This window comes from Paenirhizobium cremeum (genome assembly GCF_047553425.1).
Classification (GTDB): domain Bacteria; phylum Pseudomonadota; class Alphaproteobacteria; order Rhizobiales; family Rhizobiaceae; genus Allorhizobium; species Allorhizobium cremeum.
On sequence record NZ_CP180217.1, the window covers coordinates 1,590,754 to 1,610,254 of the forward strand.

The 19,501-nt window shown below is 61.0% G+C and carries 19 protein-coding genes; 15 read left to right on the forward strand and 4 right to left on the reverse strand.

What is annotated here, in order from left to right:
* Window positions 1-56 precede the first annotated feature (56 nt).
* A complete protein-coding gene (gltA, locus tag ACLBKR_RS08050) occupies window positions 57-1,346 on the reverse strand; it encodes a citrate synthase (protein ID WP_414901323.1) in 1,290 nt (429 codons plus the stop codon).
* A gap of 479 nt (window positions 1,347-1,825) precedes the next feature.
* On the opposite strand from gltA, the gene ACLBKR_RS08055 reads away from it, so the two are divergent.
* Window positions 1,826-4,162 carry a ComEC/Rec2 family competence protein gene (locus ACLBKR_RS08055; protein ID WP_414901325.1) on the forward strand — a complete coding sequence of 779 codons (2,337 nt, stop codon included), beginning with the start codon at window positions 1,826-1,828 and terminating at the stop codon, window positions 4,160-4,162.
* Here the strand turns inward: ACLBKR_RS08055 and lexA are convergent.
* Entirely contained in the window at window positions 4,143-4,853 is a 711-nt protein-coding gene (gene lexA / locus ACLBKR_RS08060) for a transcriptional repressor LexA (RefSeq protein WP_112830290.1), read from the reverse strand. The two genes, ACLBKR_RS08055 and lexA, sit on opposite strands and share 20 nt — an antisense overlap.
* A 219-nt stretch (window positions 4,854-5,072) precedes the next feature.
* Between lexA and ACLBKR_RS08065 the strand changes: the two genes are divergently transcribed.
* From ACLBKR_RS08065 to ACLBKR_RS08130, 14 genes are all read left to right on the forward strand, one after another.
* Entirely contained in the window at window positions 5,073-5,966 is an 894-nt protein-coding gene (locus ACLBKR_RS08065; RefSeq protein WP_414901328.1) for a VOC family protein, read from the forward strand.
* Window positions 5,963-6,811, forward strand: a complete 849-nt coding sequence (gene kdsA / locus ACLBKR_RS08070) for a 3-deoxy-8-phosphooctulonate synthase (RefSeq protein ID WP_113339530.1) — start codon at window positions 5,963-5,965, stop codon at window positions 6,809-6,811. Before ACLBKR_RS08065 ends, kdsA begins: the two co-directional genes overlap by 4 nt.
* Window positions 6,812-7,018: 207 nt before the next feature.
* Window positions 7,019-8,293, forward strand: coding sequence for a phosphopyruvate hydratase (gene eno, locus ACLBKR_RS08075; RefSeq protein WP_112830092.1), 1,275 nt, complete (start codon window positions 7,019-7,021; stop codon window positions 8,291-8,293).
* 138 nt (window positions 8,294-8,431) lie between these two features.
* Complete coding sequence (locus ACLBKR_RS08080; protein ID WP_112830091.1) at window positions 8,432-8,749, forward strand: FtsB family cell division protein; 318 nt, start codon at window positions 8,432-8,434, stop codon at window positions 8,747-8,749.
* 147 nt (window positions 8,750-8,896) lie between these two features.
* The gene (gene pdhA, locus ACLBKR_RS08085; RefSeq protein ID WP_112830090.1) at window positions 8,897-9,943 is read left to right on the forward strand and encodes a pyruvate dehydrogenase (acetyl-transferring) E1 component subunit alpha; all 1,047 of its coding nucleotides are present in this window, start codon (window positions 8,897-8,899) and stop codon (window positions 9,941-9,943) included.
* Window positions 9,944-9,962: 19 nt separating this feature from the next.
* Window positions 9,963-11,354: a pyruvate dehydrogenase complex E1 component subunit beta gene (locus tag ACLBKR_RS08090; RefSeq protein ID WP_113485941.1), complete on the forward strand. Its 1,392-nt coding sequence runs from the start codon at window positions 9,963-9,965 to the stop codon at window positions 11,352-11,354.
* Between the two features lie 15 nt (window positions 11,355-11,369).
* The gene (locus ACLBKR_RS08095) at window positions 11,370-12,716 is read left to right on the forward strand and encodes a pyruvate dehydrogenase complex dihydrolipoamide acetyltransferase (protein WP_113485943.1); all 1,347 of its coding nucleotides are present in this window, start codon (window positions 11,370-11,372) and stop codon (window positions 12,714-12,716) included.
* 15 nt (window positions 12,717-12,731) lie between these two features.
* The gene (locus ACLBKR_RS08100; RefSeq protein WP_112830087.1) at window positions 12,732-13,370 is read left to right on the forward strand and encodes an SGNH/GDSL hydrolase family protein; all 639 of its coding nucleotides are present in this window, start codon (window positions 12,732-12,734) and stop codon (window positions 13,368-13,370) included.
* A gap of 90 nt (window positions 13,371-13,460) precedes the next feature.
* Window positions 13,461-13,700 (forward strand): YdcH family protein, encoded by a 240-nt coding sequence (locus ACLBKR_RS08105; protein ID WP_112830086.1) that lies wholly within the window; start codon window positions 13,461-13,463, stop codon window positions 13,698-13,700.
* A 77-nt stretch (window positions 13,701-13,777) separates the two neighbouring features.
* On the forward strand, window positions 13,778-15,223 hold the full coding sequence (lpdA, locus tag ACLBKR_RS08110) for a dihydrolipoyl dehydrogenase (RefSeq protein ID WP_113465378.1): 1,446 nt from the start codon (window positions 13,778-13,780) through the stop codon (window positions 15,221-15,223).
* Between the two features lie 65 nt (window positions 15,224-15,288).
* On the forward strand, window positions 15,289-15,543 hold the full coding sequence (locus ACLBKR_RS08115; RefSeq protein WP_112830084.1) for a GlsB/YeaQ/YmgE family stress response membrane protein: 255 nt from the start codon (window positions 15,289-15,291) through the stop codon (window positions 15,541-15,543).
* 40 nt (window positions 15,544-15,583) lie between these two features.
* A complete protein-coding gene (lipA, locus tag ACLBKR_RS08120; protein ID WP_112830083.1) occupies window positions 15,584-16,552 on the forward strand; it encodes a lipoyl synthase in 969 nt (322 codons plus the stop codon).
* A gap of 53 nt (window positions 16,553-16,605) precedes the next feature.
* Entirely contained in the window at window positions 16,606-17,175 is a 570-nt protein-coding gene (locus tag ACLBKR_RS08125) for an AAA family ATPase (protein ID WP_414901334.1), read from the forward strand.
* A gap of 9 nt (window positions 17,176-17,184) precedes the next feature.
* On the forward strand, window positions 17,185-17,634 hold the full coding sequence (locus ACLBKR_RS08130) for a type II toxin-antitoxin system RatA family toxin (RefSeq protein ID WP_113339521.1): 450 nt from the start codon (window positions 17,185-17,187) through the stop codon (window positions 17,632-17,634).
* Between the two features lie 104 nt (window positions 17,635-17,738).
* Here the strand turns inward: ACLBKR_RS08130 and ACLBKR_RS08135 are convergent, their stop codons facing one another.
* Window positions 17,739-18,236: a CinA family protein gene (locus ACLBKR_RS08135; RefSeq protein WP_113448444.1), complete on the reverse strand. Its 498-nt coding sequence runs from the start codon at window positions 18,234-18,236 to the stop codon at window positions 17,739-17,741.
* On the reverse strand, window positions 18,233-19,441 hold the full coding sequence (locus ACLBKR_RS08140; protein WP_113448445.1) for a bifunctional 2-C-methyl-D-erythritol 4-phosphate cytidylyltransferase/2-C-methyl-D-erythritol 2,4-cyclodiphosphate synthase: 1,209 nt from the start codon (window positions 19,439-19,441) through the stop codon (window positions 18,233-18,235). The genes ACLBKR_RS08135 and ACLBKR_RS08140 overlap by 4 nt, the downstream gene beginning before the upstream one ends.
* Window positions 19,442-19,501: the final 60 nt, after the last annotated feature.

Here is a 19,501-nt window from a genome sequence, read left to right on the forward strand (position 1 = left end):
GCGAAACGCCGGCGGATTTCCTCCGCCGGCGTTTCGATAACGGGAATGAATACCGATCAGCGCTTGGAGACCGGAACGTAATCGCGCTTCGGAGCCCCGGTGTAGAGCTGGCGCGGGCGGCCGATGCGCTGCTGCGGATCTTCGATCATCTCGTTCCACTGCGCGATCCAGCCGACGGTGCGGGCAAGCGCGAAGAGAACGGTGAACATGGTGGTGGGGAAGCCGAGCGCACGCAGCGTGATACCCGAGTAGAAGTCGACGTTCGGGTAAAGCTTCTTTTCCTTGAAGTATTCGTCGTTGAGCGCGATCTTCTCGAGTTCGAGAGCGACCTGCATCAACGGATCGTCCGAGTGGCCGGTTGCTTTCAGCACTTCGTACATGGTCTGCTGCATGATCTTGGCGCGCGGGTCGTAGTTCTTGTAGACGCGGTGACCGAAGCCCATCAGGCGGAACGGATCGTTCTTGTCCTTGGCGCGGGCGATATATTCCGGAATGCGGTCGACCGTGCCGATTTCCATCAGCATGTTGAGCGCGGCTTCGTTGGCGCCGCCATGGGCCGGGCCCCAGAGGCAGGCGATGCCGGCCGCGATGCAGGCGAACGGGTTGGCGCCGGAAGAGCCGGCGAGGCGGACCGTCGAGGTCGATGCGTTCTGCTCGTGGTCGGCATGCAGGATGAAGATGCGGTCCATGGCGCGGGCCAGAACCGGGTTCACCTTGTATTCTTCGCACGGCACGGCGAAGCACATGCGCAGGAAGTTGGAGGCGTAGTCGAGATCATTCTTCGGGTAAACGAAGGGCTGGCCGATGTGGTACTTGTAGGCCATGGCGGCGATCGTCGGCATCTTGGCGATCATGCGCAGCGAGGCGACCATGCGCTGGTGCGGGTCGGTGATGTCGGTGGAATCGTGGTAGAAGGCGGACAGCGCGCCAACCGTACCGACCATGACGGCCATCGGATGGGCGTCGCGGCGATAACCGGAGAAGAACTTGCTCATCTGCTCATGCACCATGGTGTGGTGCGTGACGCGATAGTCGAAGTCTTTCTTCTGCGCGGCGGTCGGCAGTTCGCCGTAAAGGAGCAGATAGCAGACTTCCAGGAAGTCGCCTTTTTCGGCGAGCTGTTCGATCGGATAACCGCGGTGCAGCAAAACGCCTTCGTCACCGTCGATATAGGTGATCTTGGATTCGCAGGAGGCCGTCGAGGTGAAACCGGGGTCGTAGGTGAACATGCCGGTGTGTTTGTAAAGCGCGCCGATATCGACGACGTCCGGGCCGATCGTACCCGACTTGATAGCCAGTTCGGCCGACTTTTCCCCGAGTTTCAAAGAAGCGCTTTTGTCCGTCATGCTAATCCTCCGGAATTGGCGGGAGGCGCCCCGAGAGAGCGCCTTGGGTTTAAGCGTAGGGATGTAGCTATATGATACGGAAGTTAATGCCAAGCTAGTCGAAGGGCAAATTGTGCATCGCAAAAGCCTATAAAAGAGGCAGGTGTCGCATTTAATCGATTGAATAAACTTTCGGCCCTCCTGCGCTTCCCCATGCACGCCATAATTGTTAATTTGCAATGGGGCATCCTTCTTCCTCCGGTTGATGAACGAACCGGTCGAAAACAGCGGAAGGCCGTCGCAAGCATTGGCCGGGGGGCTGGTTGGAAAAGGTCGCCGAGCACAAATTTGGAAATCCGGAGGCGGCAGAGCGCCGTGTGTCGCTGCCTTCGGTTGCAGGCGGAAATCAGGCTGTCGGACGCCCGCTAAGACCGACGCGCAATGCTGCCCTGCAACTGGCGGAGGGCTCCGCACGGTTTTGGCAAGCCCTTCGGACGACTTTGGCGCGGGAAGAGACCCGTGGTCACGTCTTCCATTTCGTGCCGGTCTTTCTGGGCGCTGGCGCCGCCGTCTGGTTCAGCCTTGCGGAGCCGCCCGGCGCCATTGCCCTTGCCGTCCTTCTCGGTGTGCTTTCGGTTGCTGCATTGATCGCCCGCTATGGTCCTCCGTTGCCGGCCTATGGTTTGGGGGCAAGCGCGCTTTTCGTTGCCGGCATGGCGCTGGCAAACCTCGAAACGTGGCGGCAGGAAACCGTCATTCTCGATACGCCGGTGACAACAATCGTCGCCGGTGTCGTTGAACGACGGGAGGCCGGTTCCAGAAGCGAATGGCGCTACATCCTGCGGGTGACGGGGACGAAGGATCCCCAGATCCGCCGACCGCCGGAACGAGTCTCTCTTCTTGCACGAGGCAGGCACGCAGCCGCTCCCATCGGCGGCGGCCTGTCCGGCAGGGCGCGCCTTTCACCGCCATCCGGCCCGGCTTTGCCGGGCCTCAACGATTTTGCTTTCGCGAGCTATTTCGACGGAGTCGGCGCTGTCGGTTTCTTTCTCGGGCCACCGACATCGCTGCTGACGGCCGACGATGGCGGAGAATGGTGGCTGCGCCTCGACAGGGCACTTTTTTCGCTCCGCGACGATATCTCGACACGCATCCGCGACGTCGTACCGGGCGATGCCGGTGCGTTTGCCGCCTCCATCATCACCGGCGAGCGGCGTTCAATGTCCAAAGAAGCGACGGAGAGCCTGCGATTGTCGGGGCTTGCCCATATTACCGCGATCTCGGGTCTCAACATGGCGCTCGCTGCGGGGATCTTCTTCGTCGGGCTGCGCAAGCTCTTGAGCTTGCTTCCCGGGTTGTCCCAGTCCATGCCCATCAAAAAGCTTGCGGCCGGAGGTGCGCTTCTCGGCGCATTCGCTTATCTGCTGATCTCCGGCTATCAGGTCTCGGCGGTTCGCGCCTTCCTCATGACGGCGATCATGCTTGTCGCCGTTCTTTTCGACCGTCCCGCGATCAGCCTGAGAAACCTGGCACTGGCGGCGGTTGTGATCGTCGCGGTGACGCCCTCGGCGATCATGGGGCCGAGCTTCCAGATGTCCTTTGCCGCGACCGCCGCCCTGATCGCCGGTTACGCGGCATGGCGTGAGAAGCCGGCAAAGCGGTGGTTTCCCGAGTTCGCCTTTCCCGGCGCCGCGGCGTTGAAATGGAGTTGGAGCGTGATTGCCGGCACGCTCCTGACCTCGCTGATCGGAGGTCTGTCGACTGCTGTCTTCGCCATAGCCCATTTTCACCGTCTGGCGCCCCACAGCCTCGAGGCTAACCTTGCCGCCATGCCCCTGATTTCGCTGATCGTCATGCCGGCCGGGCTTGTGGCGATGCTGCTGATGCCGTTCGGGTTGGATGCCCCGTTTCTTGTGGTGATGGGTGTCGGCCTCGACTGGGTGCTGATGATCGCGAGGGAGGTCGCTGGATGGGGAGAGGGCATCGGTTTCCCGCAGCCGCCCGGATGGTTTCTGCCGGTGGCCTCCGCTGGCCTGCTTTTCCTGACGCTGCTGAGCAGTGTCTGGCGGCACATCGGCACGCTGCTGTTGATGGCGTCGGTATGGGGGCTTGTCGCCGTGCCCGGCGGGATGCCGCGGGCCGATCTTCTGGTCTCGGAGGATGGCCGGCTGGTCGGCCTTTTGCGTTCGCCGGCTTCAATCGCCACGAACCGACCGCGTCCGCCCTCTTTTGTCTTCGATCAGTGGCGCGCGGCCCGGCAATTTAAGGCGCACATCGCCCCGAACGCGATAGCCGCGCCCGCTCCGGAAAAGTCTCCCGGTCCCGACCGCAAGCAGCGAGCGCAGGCGGACCTCGACGCCGTGGCCGAACGCATGCGCAAAGCGCTGGCCGGCGCCGAAACCGGTCGTTTCGTCTGCGAGCCGAAGACATGGTGTGCGGCAAAGCTTGCAAACGGCTGGACCATCGCGACGGTCGAAGACGGTGCTCTTGCCGGCGAGGCCTGCGATATCGCCGACCTCGTGATTTCCGAGCGGCGGCTCGGATTTTCCGCCTGTCGCTCGGGAGCGGCCCTGATTGAGGCCGAAACCCTCAGGCGAACCGGTGCAGTGGAAATTCGCCTCGCTGACCGCATCAGTCGGCAAATGACGATCAATGCTTCTTTTGACGGACCGCCGCGTCCCTGGTCACAACATCGCTATTATGATTGGCGCAGCGGCACATTTCCGGCGGTGCGAACGTCACTCGGGATCAGCCATTTGGACGCAACGGCCAAGTTCGAAGCGGAAAAGACCCCGGTTTCCGGATCTGGACCGGCTGTCAGTGATAACGACGAATAAGGCCGACCAGTTTGCCCTGGACCTTCACGCGGTCGGGTCCGAAGATACGTGTCTCGTAGGCCGGATTGGCGGCTTCGAGGGCAATCGAGGCGCCGCGACGGCGGAAGCGCTTCAATGTCGCCTCCTCGTCATCGACCAGCGCAACGACGATGTCTCCAGGACTGGCCGTCGACGTATTGCGGATGATGACCGTGTCGCCGTCAAGAATGCCGGCTTCGATCATCGAATCGCCTTTTACCTCAAGCGCATAATGCTCGCCGGAACCGAGCATCTCCGCCGGAACGGTAATGTCATGCGTGTTGTTCTGGATCGCCGAGATCGGTACGCCGGCAGCGATGCGGCCCATGACGGGCACATTGACGGAATTGGTGTTTTCCGCTGCGGGTCTGGCGGCGGCCACCGGCGCCGGCTTTCCAAGGCTGCCCTCGATGACGCTCGGCGAAAAGCCACGGCGGGGTTGAAGGCTTGGCGTATAGGCTTCAGGAAGCTTAATGACTTCCAGCGCGCGGGCACGGTTGGGCAGGCGGCGAATAAAACCGCGTTCCTCGAGTGCGGTAATCAGCCGGTGAATACCGGACTTGGAGGCGAGATCGAGCGCATCCTTCATCTCATCGAAAGACGGAGGCACACCTGATTCCTTCATCCGCTCGTGAATGAAGAGAAGCAGTTCCTGTTGCTTGCGCGTCAGCATGTTGCGGTGCCCCGATGTATGAAACAAATCCAGAACAGACACTATATGTTCCATTTGTGTTCCGCAAGTACCTAAATTTCCGTGAAGGAGTAATCAATGATCGTCATTTTTCTCCAGGCAAACGCAAGGCGGACCCTCTGAGGTCGTGCCGGCTTGCCAATCTAGGGCAAAGCGCTAAAACCTGCGCTGGATGCAATGGCGAGCGAGGGGGCTCCGGAAATGTCCGATCATCAGGAAAGCCTGCGGGCGCTCGACCATGTAGTATTGCCGGTTGCGGGGCTCGAAGAGGCGCTTGCACGTCTGAATAGCCTGGGTTTCACGGTGGCGGCCGAGGCGCGCCATCCGTTCGGCACCGAGAACGCTTGCGTGTTTTTCTCGGACGACACCTATCTGGAGCCGCTGGCGGTGGCGAGCCGCGAGGAATGCGAGGCCGCTGCCCGGGAAGGCAATGTTTTCGTCGCGCGCGATCAGGCATTTCGTTTCCGCCGCGGGGAGGGTGGCTCGGCGATCGTCGTCAAAAGCGGTGATGCCGCGGCAGACCACGAAAGATATTGCGAGGAAGGCTTTTCCGCCGGTGACATGCTGTATTTCGAACGGCCGCTGAAGCTGTCGGACGGCGCTGAAACGATGGCCGGCTTTCGCCTGGCCTTCGCGGCCGATCTCCGCTCGCCGGATTTCTTCCTGTTCGCTTGTCAGCGCGTCAACGCCTTGCCGGCCGATCGCGGCGGTCTGGAGCGTCACGACAACGGTGTGCTCGGCATCGCCGCCATCGTCCTGGGCGAGGAGAATCCTTCGGATTTCCAGTACATCCTTGAAACCGTGTTCCGCCAACGCGAAATAGAGGCGCATTCGTTCGGCATCGGCCTGCAGTCGGCCAATGCACGCATCGAGGCGCTGACCCCTTCGGGATTGAGCGGCTACTACGGGATCTGTCCGAATCTGCGGGAAAGGGGTCTGATAATGGCCGCAATCGTCTTTAGGGTCGGCGATATGGGCGTGACAGAGCGGCTGCTCGCTGATAGGGGCATCGCATTCGTTCGCCATGGTGCGCGCCTCGTCGTGTCCCCGGTTGCGGGGCAGGGCGTTTCTTTTGTTTTCGAGGATATCGCATGAGCAATTCCACCAATTCCGAAGTCTTCGTGGGCGAGGGCGCTAATCGGGTGCTTTTTTCCAACAGTGCCCGCTTCGCCTTGATTGCCGGCCCCTGCCAGATGGAAAGCCGCGATCACGCCTTCATGATCGCCGGCGTGCTGAAGGAGCTTTGCGACAAGCTCGGCCTTGGTCTCGTCTACAAGTCGTCCTTCGACAAGGCGAACCGCACCTCTCTCTCCGGCAAGCGTGGTATCGGGCTTGAAAAGGCGCTGGATGTATTTGCCGACCTGAAGAAGGAATACGGCTTCCCCGTTATCACCGACATTCATACGGAGGAGCAGTGCGCAGAGGTCGCTCCGGTCGTCGACATGCTGCAGATCCCGGCCTTCCTGTGCCGCCAGACGGACCTGCTTGTCGCTGCGGCAAAGACCGGCCGCGTCATCAACGTCAAGAAGGGCCAGTTTCTCGCGCCCTGGGACATGAAGAATGTTCTTAACAAGATAACCACCAGCGGGAATCCTAATGTTCTGCTCTGCGAGCGTGGCGTTTCCTTCGGCTACAACACGCTGGTTTCCGATATGCGGGCGCTGCCGATCATGGCGGAAACCGGGGCTCCCGTCGTCTTCGACGCCACCCACTCGGTACAGCAGCCGGGCGGTCAGGGCGGATCGACCGGTGGCGACCGGCGTTTTGTCGAAACGCTGGCGCGCGCGGCGATTGCCGTCGGTATCGCCGGACTTTTCATCGAGACGCACGAGGACCCGGACAATGCGCCGTCCGATGGGCCGAACATGGTGAGGCTGGATGACATGCCGCGGCTTCTCGAAAAGCTCCTTGCTTTCGATGCGGTCGCGAAGAGCAACTGACGCTTTCCTGTTTGGCTGATAATGATGCGCCGGCTTCGAACGAGGCCGGCGCTCTGTTTTCCATCGCGGTCGGGCCTTTGTCCGGCAAGCGACTTTAGCAGATGCCGCGCCGGCCGCGATGTCACACGCTTGCCATTGTATTTTCCCTTGCTTCGATTAAGAGAAGGCCATCCTTTTCTCTCGACTAAGAGCCATCAGGGAGCCAACATGACCGCCATTACCGACATCATCGGCCGCGAAATTCTCGACAGCCGCGGCAATCCGACCGTAGAGGTCGACGTCTATCTCGAAGACGGCAGCATGGGCCGCGCGGCGGTTCCGTCGGGTGCTTCGACCGGCGCGCATGAGGCCGTCGAACTGCGCGACGGCGGCAGCCGTTACCTGGGCAAGGGTGTCGAGAAGGCGGTCGATGCCGTCAACACCGAAATCTTCGATGCGATCGGCGGTCTCGATGCCGAGAACCAGATCCAGCTCGACCGGATCATGATCGAACTCGACGGCACGCCGAACAAGTCGCGCCTTGGCGCCAACGCCATCCTCGGCGTCTCGCTCGCCGTCGCCAAGGCAGCAGCCGAATCCTCTGGCCTGCCGCTTTATCGCTATGTCGGCGGTCCGAACGCCCATGTTCTGCCGGTTCCGATGATGAACATCATCAACGGCGGCGCGCATGCCGACAACCCGATCGACTTTCAGGAGTTCATGATTATGCCGGTTGGCGCGGATAACATCCGTGATGCCGTCCGCATGGGTTCCGAGGTCTTCCACACTCTGAAGAAGGAACTGGCCGCCCAGGGTCACAACACCAATGTCGGTGACGAAGGCGGTTTTGCTCCGGGTCTCGAAAGTGCGCCCGCCGCGCTCGACTTCATCATGAAGTCGATCGAAAAGGCCGGTTATCGTCCGGGCGAGGACATGTTCCTTGCGCTCGATTGCGCCTCCACCGAATTCTTCAAGGACGGTAAGTACGTTCTGGAAGGTGAAGGCCGCACCCTCGAGCCGGAAGCCATGGCCGACTACCTCGCCGAGCTTGCCGCCAAGTATCCGATCATCTCGATCGAAGACGGCATGGCTGAAGATGATTGGGCCGGCTGGAAGGCCCTGACCGACAAGATCGGCTCCAAGGTTCAGTTGGTCGGCGACGACCTGTTCGTTACCAACTCGGCCCGCCTGCGCGACGGCATCAAGATGGGTGTTGCCAACTCCATCCTCGTCAAGGTCAACCAGATCGGCTCGCTCTCCGAAACCCTCGACGCCGTCGAGACCGCTCACAAGGCCCGCTATACCGCCGTCATGTCGCATCGTTCGGGCGAGACCGAGGATTCGACGATTGCCGACCTCGCCGTCGCCACCAACTGCGGCCAGATCAAGACCGGTTCGCTGGCCCGTTCCGACCGGCTCGCAAAGTACAACCAGCTGATCCGTATCGAGGAAGGCCTGGGCCCGCAGGCCCGTTATGCCGGCACCTCCATCCTGCGCGGCTGATCGTCCGATCCGACCATTGCAGCCCGTGCCCCGAAAGGGGTGCGGGCTTTTTCGTTGGCGCCTTCTTTCGGTCAACGAACGGTTAAGTTCTGCTCGGTAATTTGAGCAGACGGTTTTGCGTTTCAGGGCATCGTGGGTATGTGGACCAGGCATCACAAGAAGAGAAAACTCGGACGTCTTGTTCTTCCCGCTGTCACTGTCGCCTTTCTCTCCTATTTCGGCTATCATTCCATCCATGGAGGCTTTGGTCTGCGTGCGGCCCAGGAATTCGAGCGTCAGCGTGTGGAGCGCAGCGCCGAGCTTGCCGAACTTGTCTCGCAGCGCAAGCGTCTTGAAAGGCAGGTGGAGCTGATGAGCGACGGCTCTCTTGAGCGCGACATGCTCGATGAGAAGGCGCGCTATCAGCTCAACATGTCTCGGCCGGACGAAATCGTCATTTTCAACAAGGCTCTTTGATTAACTGAAATCTGGTTAATCGAAAAATTCATAAAAAATTCATATGCTTGCATTGAATGCGAGCCATGCAATTCTGGCATTGCGGTTGGGCCCTTTCTTGCTTATTCTGCCGCCAACCAAATTGACCATAACGCACGGGAGGGATGAATGGCGCCGCGCAAATCCGCGACTGCTACCAGCCGCAAGGCCACGGCCAAGCCTGCCAAGAAGGATTTCACCGAAGGGGCGATTGCCGAATTCGACCGCGAGACGGAACTTAAGGCCTATCGCGAAATGCTTCTGATCCGCCGCTTCGAGGAAAAGGCCGGCCAGCTCTATGGCATGGGTTTCATCGGCGGGTTCTGTCACCTTTACATCGGCCAGGAAGCTGTCGTCGTCGGCATGCAGATGGCGCTCAAGGATGGCGACCAGGTCATTACCGGCTATCGCGATCACGGCCATATGCTGGCCTGCGGCATGAGCGCCCGCGGTGTCATGGCCGAGTTGACCGGTCGTCGTGGCGGTCTCTCCAAGGGCAAGGGCGGCTCGATGCACATGTTCTCCAAGGAGAAGAACTTCTACGGAGGCCACGGCATTGTTGGCGCCCAGGTATCGCTTGGCACCGGTCTCGCTTTTGCCAATCGCTACCGTGACAATGGTCTCGTGTCCGTTGCCTATTTCGGCGATGGCGCCGCCAACCAGGGGCAGGTCTACGAAAGCTTCAACATGGCTGAGCTCTGGAAGCTGCCGGTGATCTACGTGATCGAGAACAACCGCTACGCCATGGGGACCTCGGTTTCCCGCGCGTCCGCCCAGACAAATTTCTCTCAGCGCGGCGTGTCCTTCAATATTCCCGGCATTCAGGTCGATGGCATGGATGTTCGCGCCGTGCGCGCTGCAGGTGAGCAGGCTGCCGAATACTGCCGTTCCGGCAAGGGCCCGGTCATCCTTGAAATGTTGACCTATCGCTACCGCGGCCACTCCATGTCCGACCCGGCCAAGTATCGCTCCAAGGATGAAGTGCAGAAGATGCGATCCGAGCACGACCCGATCGAGCAGGTCCGCAATCGCCTGCTGGAAAAGGGCTGGGCAAGCGAAGAAGAGCTGAAGCAGATCGACAAGGATGTTCGCGACATCGTCGCCGACAGCGCCGATTTCGCCCAGGCCGATCCAGAGCCGGATGCATCCGAGCTCTACACCGATATCCTGTTGTAAGTTGGGGGAGGGTAAGCCCATGCCAATCGATATTCTCATGCCCGCCCTTTCTCCGACCATGGAAGAGGGTACTCTCTCCAAGTGGGTCAAGAAGGAAGGCGATGCCGTGAAGTCCGGCGATGTGATCGCCGAAATTGAAACCGACAAGGCCACCATGGAAGTGGAGGCGGTCGACGAGGGTGTGCTCGGCAAGCTTCTGGTTGCCGCCGGCACGGAAAACGTCAAGGTCAACACGCCGATCGCGGTTCTGTTGCAGGAAGGCGAGACCGCATCCGACATCGGGACCGAAAAGCCGGCCGCTCTGCCGAAGGCGGACGCTGCTCCGGCTCCCGCCGCTGTCGAAGCCGAAAAGCCGGCTGCTTCCGCGTCAGTTCCGGCTGCGCCCGTTGCAACCGTCGCCGCCGATCCGGATATCCCGGCCGGCACCGAAATGGTGACGATGACCGTTCGTGAAGCGCTTCGCGAAGCCATGGCCGAGGAAATGCGCGCCAATCCGGACGTCTTTGTCATGGGTGAGGAAGTCGCCGAGTATCAGGGCGCCTACAAGATCACGCAGGGCCTTCTGCAGGAATTCGGTCCGAAGCGCGTGGTTGACACCCCGATCACCGAGCACGGCTTTGCCGGCGTCGGCGTCGGTGCTGCCATGGCGGGCCTTCGCCCGATCGTTGAGTTCATGACCTTCAACTTCGCCATGCAGGCGATCGACCAGATCATCAACTCCGCCGCCAAGACGCTCTACATGTCCGGCGGTCAGATGGGTGCGCCGATTGTCTTCCGCGGCCCGAACGGCGCTGCGGCCCGCGTCGCGGCCCAGCACAGCCAGGACTATGCGGCCTGGTACAGCCACATTCCCGGTCTCAAGGTCATCCAGCCCTACACGGCTGCCGATGCCAAGGGTCTGCTGAAGGCTGCTATCCGCGATCCGAACCCGGTGATCTTCCTCGAAAACGAAATCCTCTACGGTCATTCCTTCGAAGTGCCGAAGCTCGATGATTTCGTCCTGCCGATCGGCAAGGCGCGTATCCACAAGGCCGGTACCGACGCGACCGTCGTGTCTTGGGGTATCGGCATGACCTATGCCACCAAGGCCGTCGAGGAACTGTCCAAGGAAGGCATCGACGTCGAGCTGATCGACCTTCGCACCATCCGTCCGATGGACATTCCGACCGTTCTCGAATCCGTCAGGAAGACTGGCCGTCTCGTCACCGTCGAGGAGGGCTATCCGCAGTCGTCGGTCGGCACCGAAATCGCCACCCGCGTCATGCAGCAGGCCTTCGACTACCTCGATGCGCCGATCCTGACGATTGCCGGCAAGGACGTGCCGATGCCTTACGCGGCCAACCTCGAAAAGCTGGCGCTGCCGAATGTCGGCGAAGTCGTCCAGGCGGTGAAAACCGTCTGCTACAAGTAACGGGAGGGTAGTAACATGCCGATCAACATCACGATGCCGGCACTCTCCCCGACCATGGAAGAGGGCAATCTCGCCAAGTGGCTCGTCAAGGAAGGCGACCAGATCAAGTCTGGCGATGTGATTGCCGAGATCGAGACCGACAAGGCGACCATGGAAGTGGAAGCCGTTGACGAGGGCACGCTTGCGAAGATCCTCGTTCCGGCCGGAACCGAAGGCGTTAAGGTCAATACCCTGATCGCCGTTCTCGCCGCTGAAGGCGAGGATGTTCAGGCAGCGGCTGCCGGCGGCGCTACCCCGGCTCCGGCTGCTAAGGCTGAGGCCGCACCCGCTGCCCAGCCCGCTCCGGCTGCCGCAGCGCCTGTTGCTGCCGCGTCTCCGGTGGCTGCCGCACCGGCAAAGTCGGATGGCAATCGCGTCTTCGCTTCGCCGCTGGCCCGTCGTCTGGCTAAGGAAGCCGGTCTCGACCTTTCCGTCGTTTCCGGCACCGGCCCGCATGGCCGCGTCGTCAAGAGCGACATCGAGAAGGCTGTTGCTACCGGCGGTGCAAAGGCTGCACCGGCACCGGCTGCTGCCGCATCGGCCGCCGCTCCGGCTCCTGCCCTTGCCAAGGGTGCGGGCGACGACGCCGTGCTCAAGCTGTTCGAGCAGGGTTCCTACGAAGTTCTGCCGCATGACGGCATGCGCAAGACAATCGCCTCGCGCCTTCTGGAATCGCACCAGACCGTTCCGTCCTACTTCGTCTCGATGGATTGCGAGATCGACGCACTCTTGAAGCTGCGCGCCGACATCAACGCGTCCGCCCCGACGGTAAAGACGGAGAAGGGCGAAGTTGCGACTTTCAAGCTGTCGGTCAACGACTTCATCATCAAGGCGATGGCGCTCGCGCTTCGCGACGTTCCGGCGGCGAACGCTTCCTGGACCTCGACGGCACGCCTCCTGCACAAGCATTCGGATGTCGGCGTGGCGGTTGCCATTCCGGACGGCCTCATTACGCCGATCATCCGCAAGGCCGAGCAGAAGACGCTGTCCGTCATCTCCAACGAGATGAAGGACCTCGCCAAGCGTGCCCGTGACAAGAAGCTGAAACCGGACGAATACCAGGGCGGTACCACTGCGGTGTCCAACCTCGGCATGTTCGGTGTGTCGAACTTCACCTCGATCATCAACCCGCCGCATGCTTCGATCGTCTCGATCGGCGCCGGCATTGAAAAGCCGGTGGTAAAGAACGGCGAAATCAAGATCGGCACGGTCATGACGGCGACCTTTGCCTTCGATCACCGCGTCATCGATGGAGCGCTCGGCGCCGAACTTGCTTCGGCCTTCAAGCGCTATATCGAAAGCCCCATGGGAATGCTGGTCTGACCGGAGAGCGGTTCGATGAAATCCGTTCTCTGCTACGGCGACAGCCTGACCTGGGGATACGATCCGGAAAGCATAGGCCGACATGCCTATGAGGATCGTTGGCCGAGCGTACTGCAAAGTGCGCTCGGAACCGGGGTCAGCGTCATCGCCGAGGGGTTGAATGGGCGAACCACCGCCTATGACGATCATCTCGCCGACTGCGAACGCAACGGCGCGAAACTGTTGCCGAGCGTGTTGGAGACGCACAAGCCGCTGGATCTCGTGATCCTCATGCTCGGAACCAACGACATGAAGCAGGCCATAGCCGGCACGGCGATTGCGGCTTCCAAGGGTATCGACAGATTGATCCGGCAGATTAGGCTGCACGATTGGGGTTTCGATTTCGATGGACCCGATGTGCTGGTGGTTTCGCCGCCGCCGATCTGCGAAACCGCAAACGTTTCCTTCTCTGCCATGTTCAAGGGCGCGTTGGACGAATCGGCCATGCTGGCGAGCCTTTATCGGGATCTTGCCGATGAGAACGGTTGTGGTTTCTTTGATGCCGGTCTCGTGGCGAGGACGACGCCGCTTGATGGAATTCATCTCGATGCGGCGAATACGCGCGCCATCGGGCGAGGTCTCGAGCCGGTCGTGCGCATGATGTTGGGTTTGTAATTTCGATCCGAAAAAATTGATCAGGATCAAGGAGAAAGACGACCGGGTCACTAGGCTTTGGATATCGACCGACAAAAGAGGAGATATCGAATGTCGAACACCCCGCACGAAATCCAGGACGAGTTTCCGGAATACACGGAGAAGATGCATGCGCTCAAAGCAGGCAATGAGCACTTCGCCAAGCTTCTGGAAGACTATCGCGAGGTGAACCGTGCGATCCATCGCGCCGAGACCGAGGTCGAGCCGGTCGGCGATGTGCAGATGGAAACGATGCGCAAGCAGCGCATGGTTCTGAAGGATGAAATCTACGGGATGCTGACCAAGGCCTGATCGGGCTGGTCTCATCCCTCGGAAGGGCTCCGTCGCAGGATGGAGTCCGCTCCGGACAAAAAGGGAGATGAAGACCAGTGTCCAACGCCTATGACGTCATCATTATCGGCTCCGGCCCCGGCGGTTACATTGCCGCAATCCGTGCTGCCCAGCTTGGCCTGAAGACAGCCATCGTTGAGCGCGAACATCTGGCCGGTATCTGCTCCAACTGGGGCTGCATTCCCACCAAGGCCCTGCTGCGTTCGGCCGAAATCCTGCATTACGCCCAGCATCCGGGGGAATACGGCATCAAGGTCGAGGGTGCCGTCACACCGGACCTGAAGGCGATCGTCGCCCGCTCGCGCGGTATCGCGCAGCGTATGAACGGCGGTGTCGGCTTCCTGATGAAGAAGAACAAGGTCGATGTCATATGGGGTGAGGCGAAGCTCACCAAGCCCGGCGAGATCGTCGTTTCCAAGACCACCAAGGCGATCCAGCAGCCGCAGGCTCCGCTTCCGAAGAATGTGCTGCCGGAAGGCACCTACACCGCTAAGCACATCGTCGTCGCTACCGGCGCGCGTCCGCGTGCGCTTCCCGGCATCGAGCCGGATGGCAAGTTGATCTGGACCTATTTCGAGGCGATGAAGCCCGAGGAAATGCCGAAGTCGCTGCTCGTGATGGGCTCCGGCGCCATCGGCATCGAATTCGCCTCCTTCTACCGCACCATGGGTGTCGACGTAACCGTCGTCGAGGTCATGAGCCAGGTCATGCCGGTCGAGGACGCCGAAATCTCCGCGCTGGCGAAGAAGCAGTTCGAAAAACAGGGTATGAAGATCCTGCTGGAGGCCAAGGTCGCAAAGGTCGAGAAGGGCGCAAACTCGATCACCGCCCATGTCCAGAAGAAGGACGGCGCAATCGAAAAGATCACCGCCGACCGGATGATCTCGGCTGTCGGCGTTCAGGCCAATATCGAAAACATCGGCCTTGAGGCGCTCGGCGTGAAGACCGATCGCGGCTTCATCGCCATCGACGGCTACGGCCGCACCAATGTTCCGGGCATCTACGCGATCGGCGACGTTGCCGGCCCGCCGATGCTCGCCCACAAGGCCGAGCATGAGGCCGTCATCTGCATCGAAAAGATCGCGGGCCTTCCGAATGTCCATCCGATGGACAAGGCCAAGATCCCGGGCTGCACCTATTGCCACCCGCAGGTGGCTTCCGTGGGCCTGACCGAGGCCAAGGCGAAGGAACAGGGCCGCGATATCCGCGTCGGCCGCTTCCCCTTCGTTGCCAACGGCAAGGCGATTGCGCTCGGCGAAGACCAAGGTCTGGTCAAGACCATCTTCGACAAGAAGACCGGAGAGCTTCTCGGCGCCCATATGGTGGGCGCGGAAGTGACCGAACTCATCCAGGGCTTCGTGGTGGCGATGAACCTCGAAACCACCGAGGAAGAACTGATGCATACCATCTTCCCGCATCCGACCATTTCGGAAACGCTGAAGGAAAGCGTGCTGGACGCCTATGGTCGCGCGTTGAACGCCTGAGCCTGTTGTGATGTTCTATTCCGCGGCCTATATAGGCCGCGGATATCCCACGGAAGGATGTGGCAATGGCAGGCTTTGAAATCGGCTGGTTCCTGATGCTGATCGTCGGCGGTCTCGCCGGCTGGCTGGCGGGCAAGTTCATGGATGTACGCTTCGGCGTGCTGATGAACATCATTATCGGCATCGTCGGTGCGGCCATCGCATCCGCGGTTTTCCGCCGTTTCGGGATCTTTGTGGAAGGCGACTGGCTCGGTTATCTCATCACCAGCTTTGTCGGTGCCTGCTTATTGCTCTTCGTCGTCAAGCTGGTGCGACGTTAAACTCATTCGCCGCAAAGGCCGCGGCAAGGAAGGCTGAACCATGGTCACCATCCTCGACAGGACCAATCCGGAGGAGAAGCGCGTCCGTCACCCGGAAAAAGCCCACCGCCCCGATACGGAGGTGATGCGCAAGCCGGAATGGATCCGCGTCAAGGCCCCGACCTCGAAAGGCTATGCGGAGACGCGCGATCTCGTGCGCAGCCACAAGCTGGTGACGGTCTGCGAGGAAGCCGGATGCCCGAACATCGGTGAATGCTGGGACAAGAAGCACGCCACCTTCATGATTATGGGCGAGATCTGTACGCGCGCCTGTGCCTTCTGCAACGTGGCGACCGGCAAACCGAACGCGCTCGATCCCGACGAGCCGGAAAACGTCGCGAAGGCGGTAAAGCAGATGGGCCTGTCTCATGTCGTCATCACCTCGGTGGACCGTGACGATCTGGAGGACGGGGGCGCCGAGCATTTCGAGAAGGTGATCTGGGCGATCCGCGCCGCTTCGCCCGAGACGACCATCGAGATCCTGACGCCAGACTTCCTGAAGAAGCCGGGCGCTCTGGAACGTGTCGTCGCTGCCAAGCCCGACGTCTTCAACCACAATCTGGAGACGGTTCCGGGCAACTATCTGACCGTTCGTCCGGGCGCCCGCTATTTCCATTCGGTGCGGCTCCTGCAGCGCGTCAAGGAACTGGACCCGACCATGTTCACCAAATCCGGTATCATGGTGGGCCTGGGCGAGGAGCGGAACGAAGTCCTCCAGCTGATGGACGATCTCAGGTCCGCCGATGTCGATTTCCTGACCATCGGCCAGTATCTGCAGCCGACCCGCAAGCACCATCAGGTCATGAGTTTCGTCACTCCCGACGAGTTCAAGTCCTACGAGACGGTTGCCTATGCCAAGGGCTTCCTGATGGTGTCGGCAAGCCCGCTCACGCGTTCGTCGCACCACGCCGGCGACGACTTCGCGCGGCTGAAGGCCAATCGTGAAAAGCTGCGCGGTGGCCGCATGTAGAATCCCCTTTACGTTTCGGCGGTAGGCCTTAACCTCCTCCGGGAGGGAATCAGATGCCGAATTTCGTGGAGATAGAGGATGCGGTGGCAGCCTTGCGGCTGGCGCGACGGGTCATGGTCGTCGGCTGTTCCGGCGGCGGCAAGAGCACGTTGTCGCAGAAACTCGCAGCGCATTTTGGCCTGCTCTACATTTCCATGGACAAGGAGTTCTTCTGGCTTCCGGGCTGGATCGGGCGGCCGCGCCAGGAACAGCGGGCGATGATCGCGCAAGCGGCCGAGGGTGACCGCTGGATCATGGATGGCAGCAATCCTTCCAGCTTCGATCTGCGCGTGCCGCGCAGCGACCTGATAATCTGGGTGCGCATGCCCAGGCGGTTGTCGTTATGGGGCGTGATGGCTCGCGCGCTCAAGACCTACGGCCGTACGCGTCCGGATATGGCGCCGGGATGTCCGGAGAGATTGCCTGACCGCGAATTCATCCGCTATATCTGGAACTTCGAGAAGGTGCATGCGCCGCGCTTCCTGCAAAACTTCGATCTCCATGGCCCGAATGTACCGGTCTTGGTGCTAAAATCCCGCTCAGACACCCGACGCCTTCTTGATCTTGCCGGCGTCCCGGCTTAACTCCAGCCCATGCCACAGTTCGAGACCCGCCGTATCGTAAAGCACTCGCCGGACCGCATGTACGACCTCGTCGCCGACGTCGAGCGCTATCCCGAATTCCTGCCGCTCTGCGAGGGACTGGCGATCCGTTCCCGCCGTGAGCGTGACGGCAAGGAACTTCTGGTGGCCGACATGACCGTCGGTTACAAGGCGATCCGCGAGACATTTACAACCCAGGTTCTTCTCGTTCCCGCCGAGCGGGTGATCGACGTGAAGTATATCGAGGGACCCTTCCGGTATCTCGACAATCGCTGGCGTTTCGAACCGGCTGACGACGGAGGCTGTTCCGTCAACTTCTTCATCGACTACGAGTTCAAGAACCGCATTCTCGGTGCCCTGATGGGCTCGATGTTCGATCGGGCCTTCCGCATGTTCGCCGAAGCCTTCGAAGCCCGGGCCGACAAGATCTACGCCGTTTGACGCCTTTCAGGGCGTTCTCGCGCTCCGTCGCTCACGGCTTCCTGTGTCGATTGTCCCGGATGCGTTCATCATCGACAGGAAGATCCTTTGGCCTGCCGTCCGTGTCAGCCGGCGACCGCGACAAGCAGTTCTAAGGCCGTTCGAACCGTGGCAAGCCGTATTTCCGTCCGGCCGATATCGCCGTAACGCATCTCGCGATGGACCAGCAGCCCCGTCTGGTTCTTGGCCGCCAGATGCACGAGGCCGACCGGCTTGTCCGCCGTGCCGCCGCTCGGTCCGGCAATACCCGTAACGGCGACCGCAATATTGGCCCCCGACCGTCGCAGGGCGCCGTCCACCATCTGCAGCGCCGTCTCACGCGACACGGCGCCGAAACGTGACAGGACTTCTGGGGATACGCCGAGCATGTCGGTTTTCGCCTGATTGGAATAGGTGACGAAACCGCGGTCGACGACTGTCGAGGAGCCGGATACCTCCGTGAGGGCGCCGGCGATCAGCCCGCCCGTGCAGGATTCGGCTGTCGCAAGCGTCAGTCCGCGCGCCGAGAAATCGCCGATGAGGCGCGTGGCTGAAACTTCGATATCGTCGGGAAAGATCGTCATTTCGACTTTTCTCCGTAGACTACCGTTGCCGTGGCGATGGCGGCAATGCCTTCGCCGCGTCCGACGAAGCCGATCTTCTCGTTCGTCGTCGCCTTGACGGAACAACGGTCGAGCGAGATCCCAAGCATTTCCGAGAGCGTTTCGCGCATGGACTGCCTGTGCGGACCGACCTTGGGGGCTTCGGCAATGAGGGAGATATCGGCGTTCATGATCGTTCCGCCGTTCTCGCGAACGATGCGGGCCGCATGCTCCAGAAAGATCCGCGATGGCGCGCCCTTCCACCGGGGATCGGATGGCGGAAAGTGATCGCCGATATCGCCGGCCCCACAGGTGGCGAGCAATGCATCCGTCAGCGCATGCAGCGCCACGTCGGCATCGGAATGGCCCTTGAGCTTCTGGTCGTGCGGGATGAAGACGCCGCAGAGCGTCACCCCGTCGCCGGGCTCAAGTTGATGCACATCGTATCCGTTGCCGGTTCGAACGTCGGGCAGGGCACTCGAAAGCCTCGCATCGGCCATGGCGATATCCCTTTTCACGGTGAGTTTGACATTGTCGGGAGAGCCTTCCGCCAGAAGGACCGGGATGCCGGCCCATTCCGCGATCGAGGCGTCGTCGGTAAAATCGCTGCGTCCGTCTGCGGCGGCCCTCTCATGGGCGTCGAGAATCAGAGGTAGCGCGAAGGCCTGGGGAGTCTGGGCGGCAAAAAGACCTGCGCGGGAGACGGTTTCGACGACATGTTTGTCGGCACTGCCCCGCTTCAAGGTGTCGGTGACAGGCATGACCGGCAACACGCCGCTCTCTCCGGAATCGAGCAGGGTCGCCACACGGTTGAGAAGCGCATCGTCCAAAAATGGGCGTACCGCATCGTGGATCATCACGTGACTGGCCTGAAGTTCGGAGAGGGCGCGCAGGCCCGCCAGCACGGATTGCTGACGGGTGGCTCCGCCTGTCACCGCGTGGACGGTATCTCCCTTGCGAAGGGAAAGTCGCACGTTTTCAAAGAGTTCCTGGTCATCCGGATGGATGACGGCAATGATGGGACCCGATCTCTCCCAGGAAAGGAATTTTTCCAGCGTATGGGCTATGACCGGCCTGCCGCCGATCCTGCGATATTGTTTCGGCCCCTCGACCGAGGCGCCAGCCCGTTCGCCGCGTCCCGCTGCCACGACAATGATACCGATAGAGGCAACTTCGCGTTGTTGCATTGCAGCGACCGACCTGTGTAAAAGAAGAACGACACAAAAAATTCGCAAGCGTGGTCTATC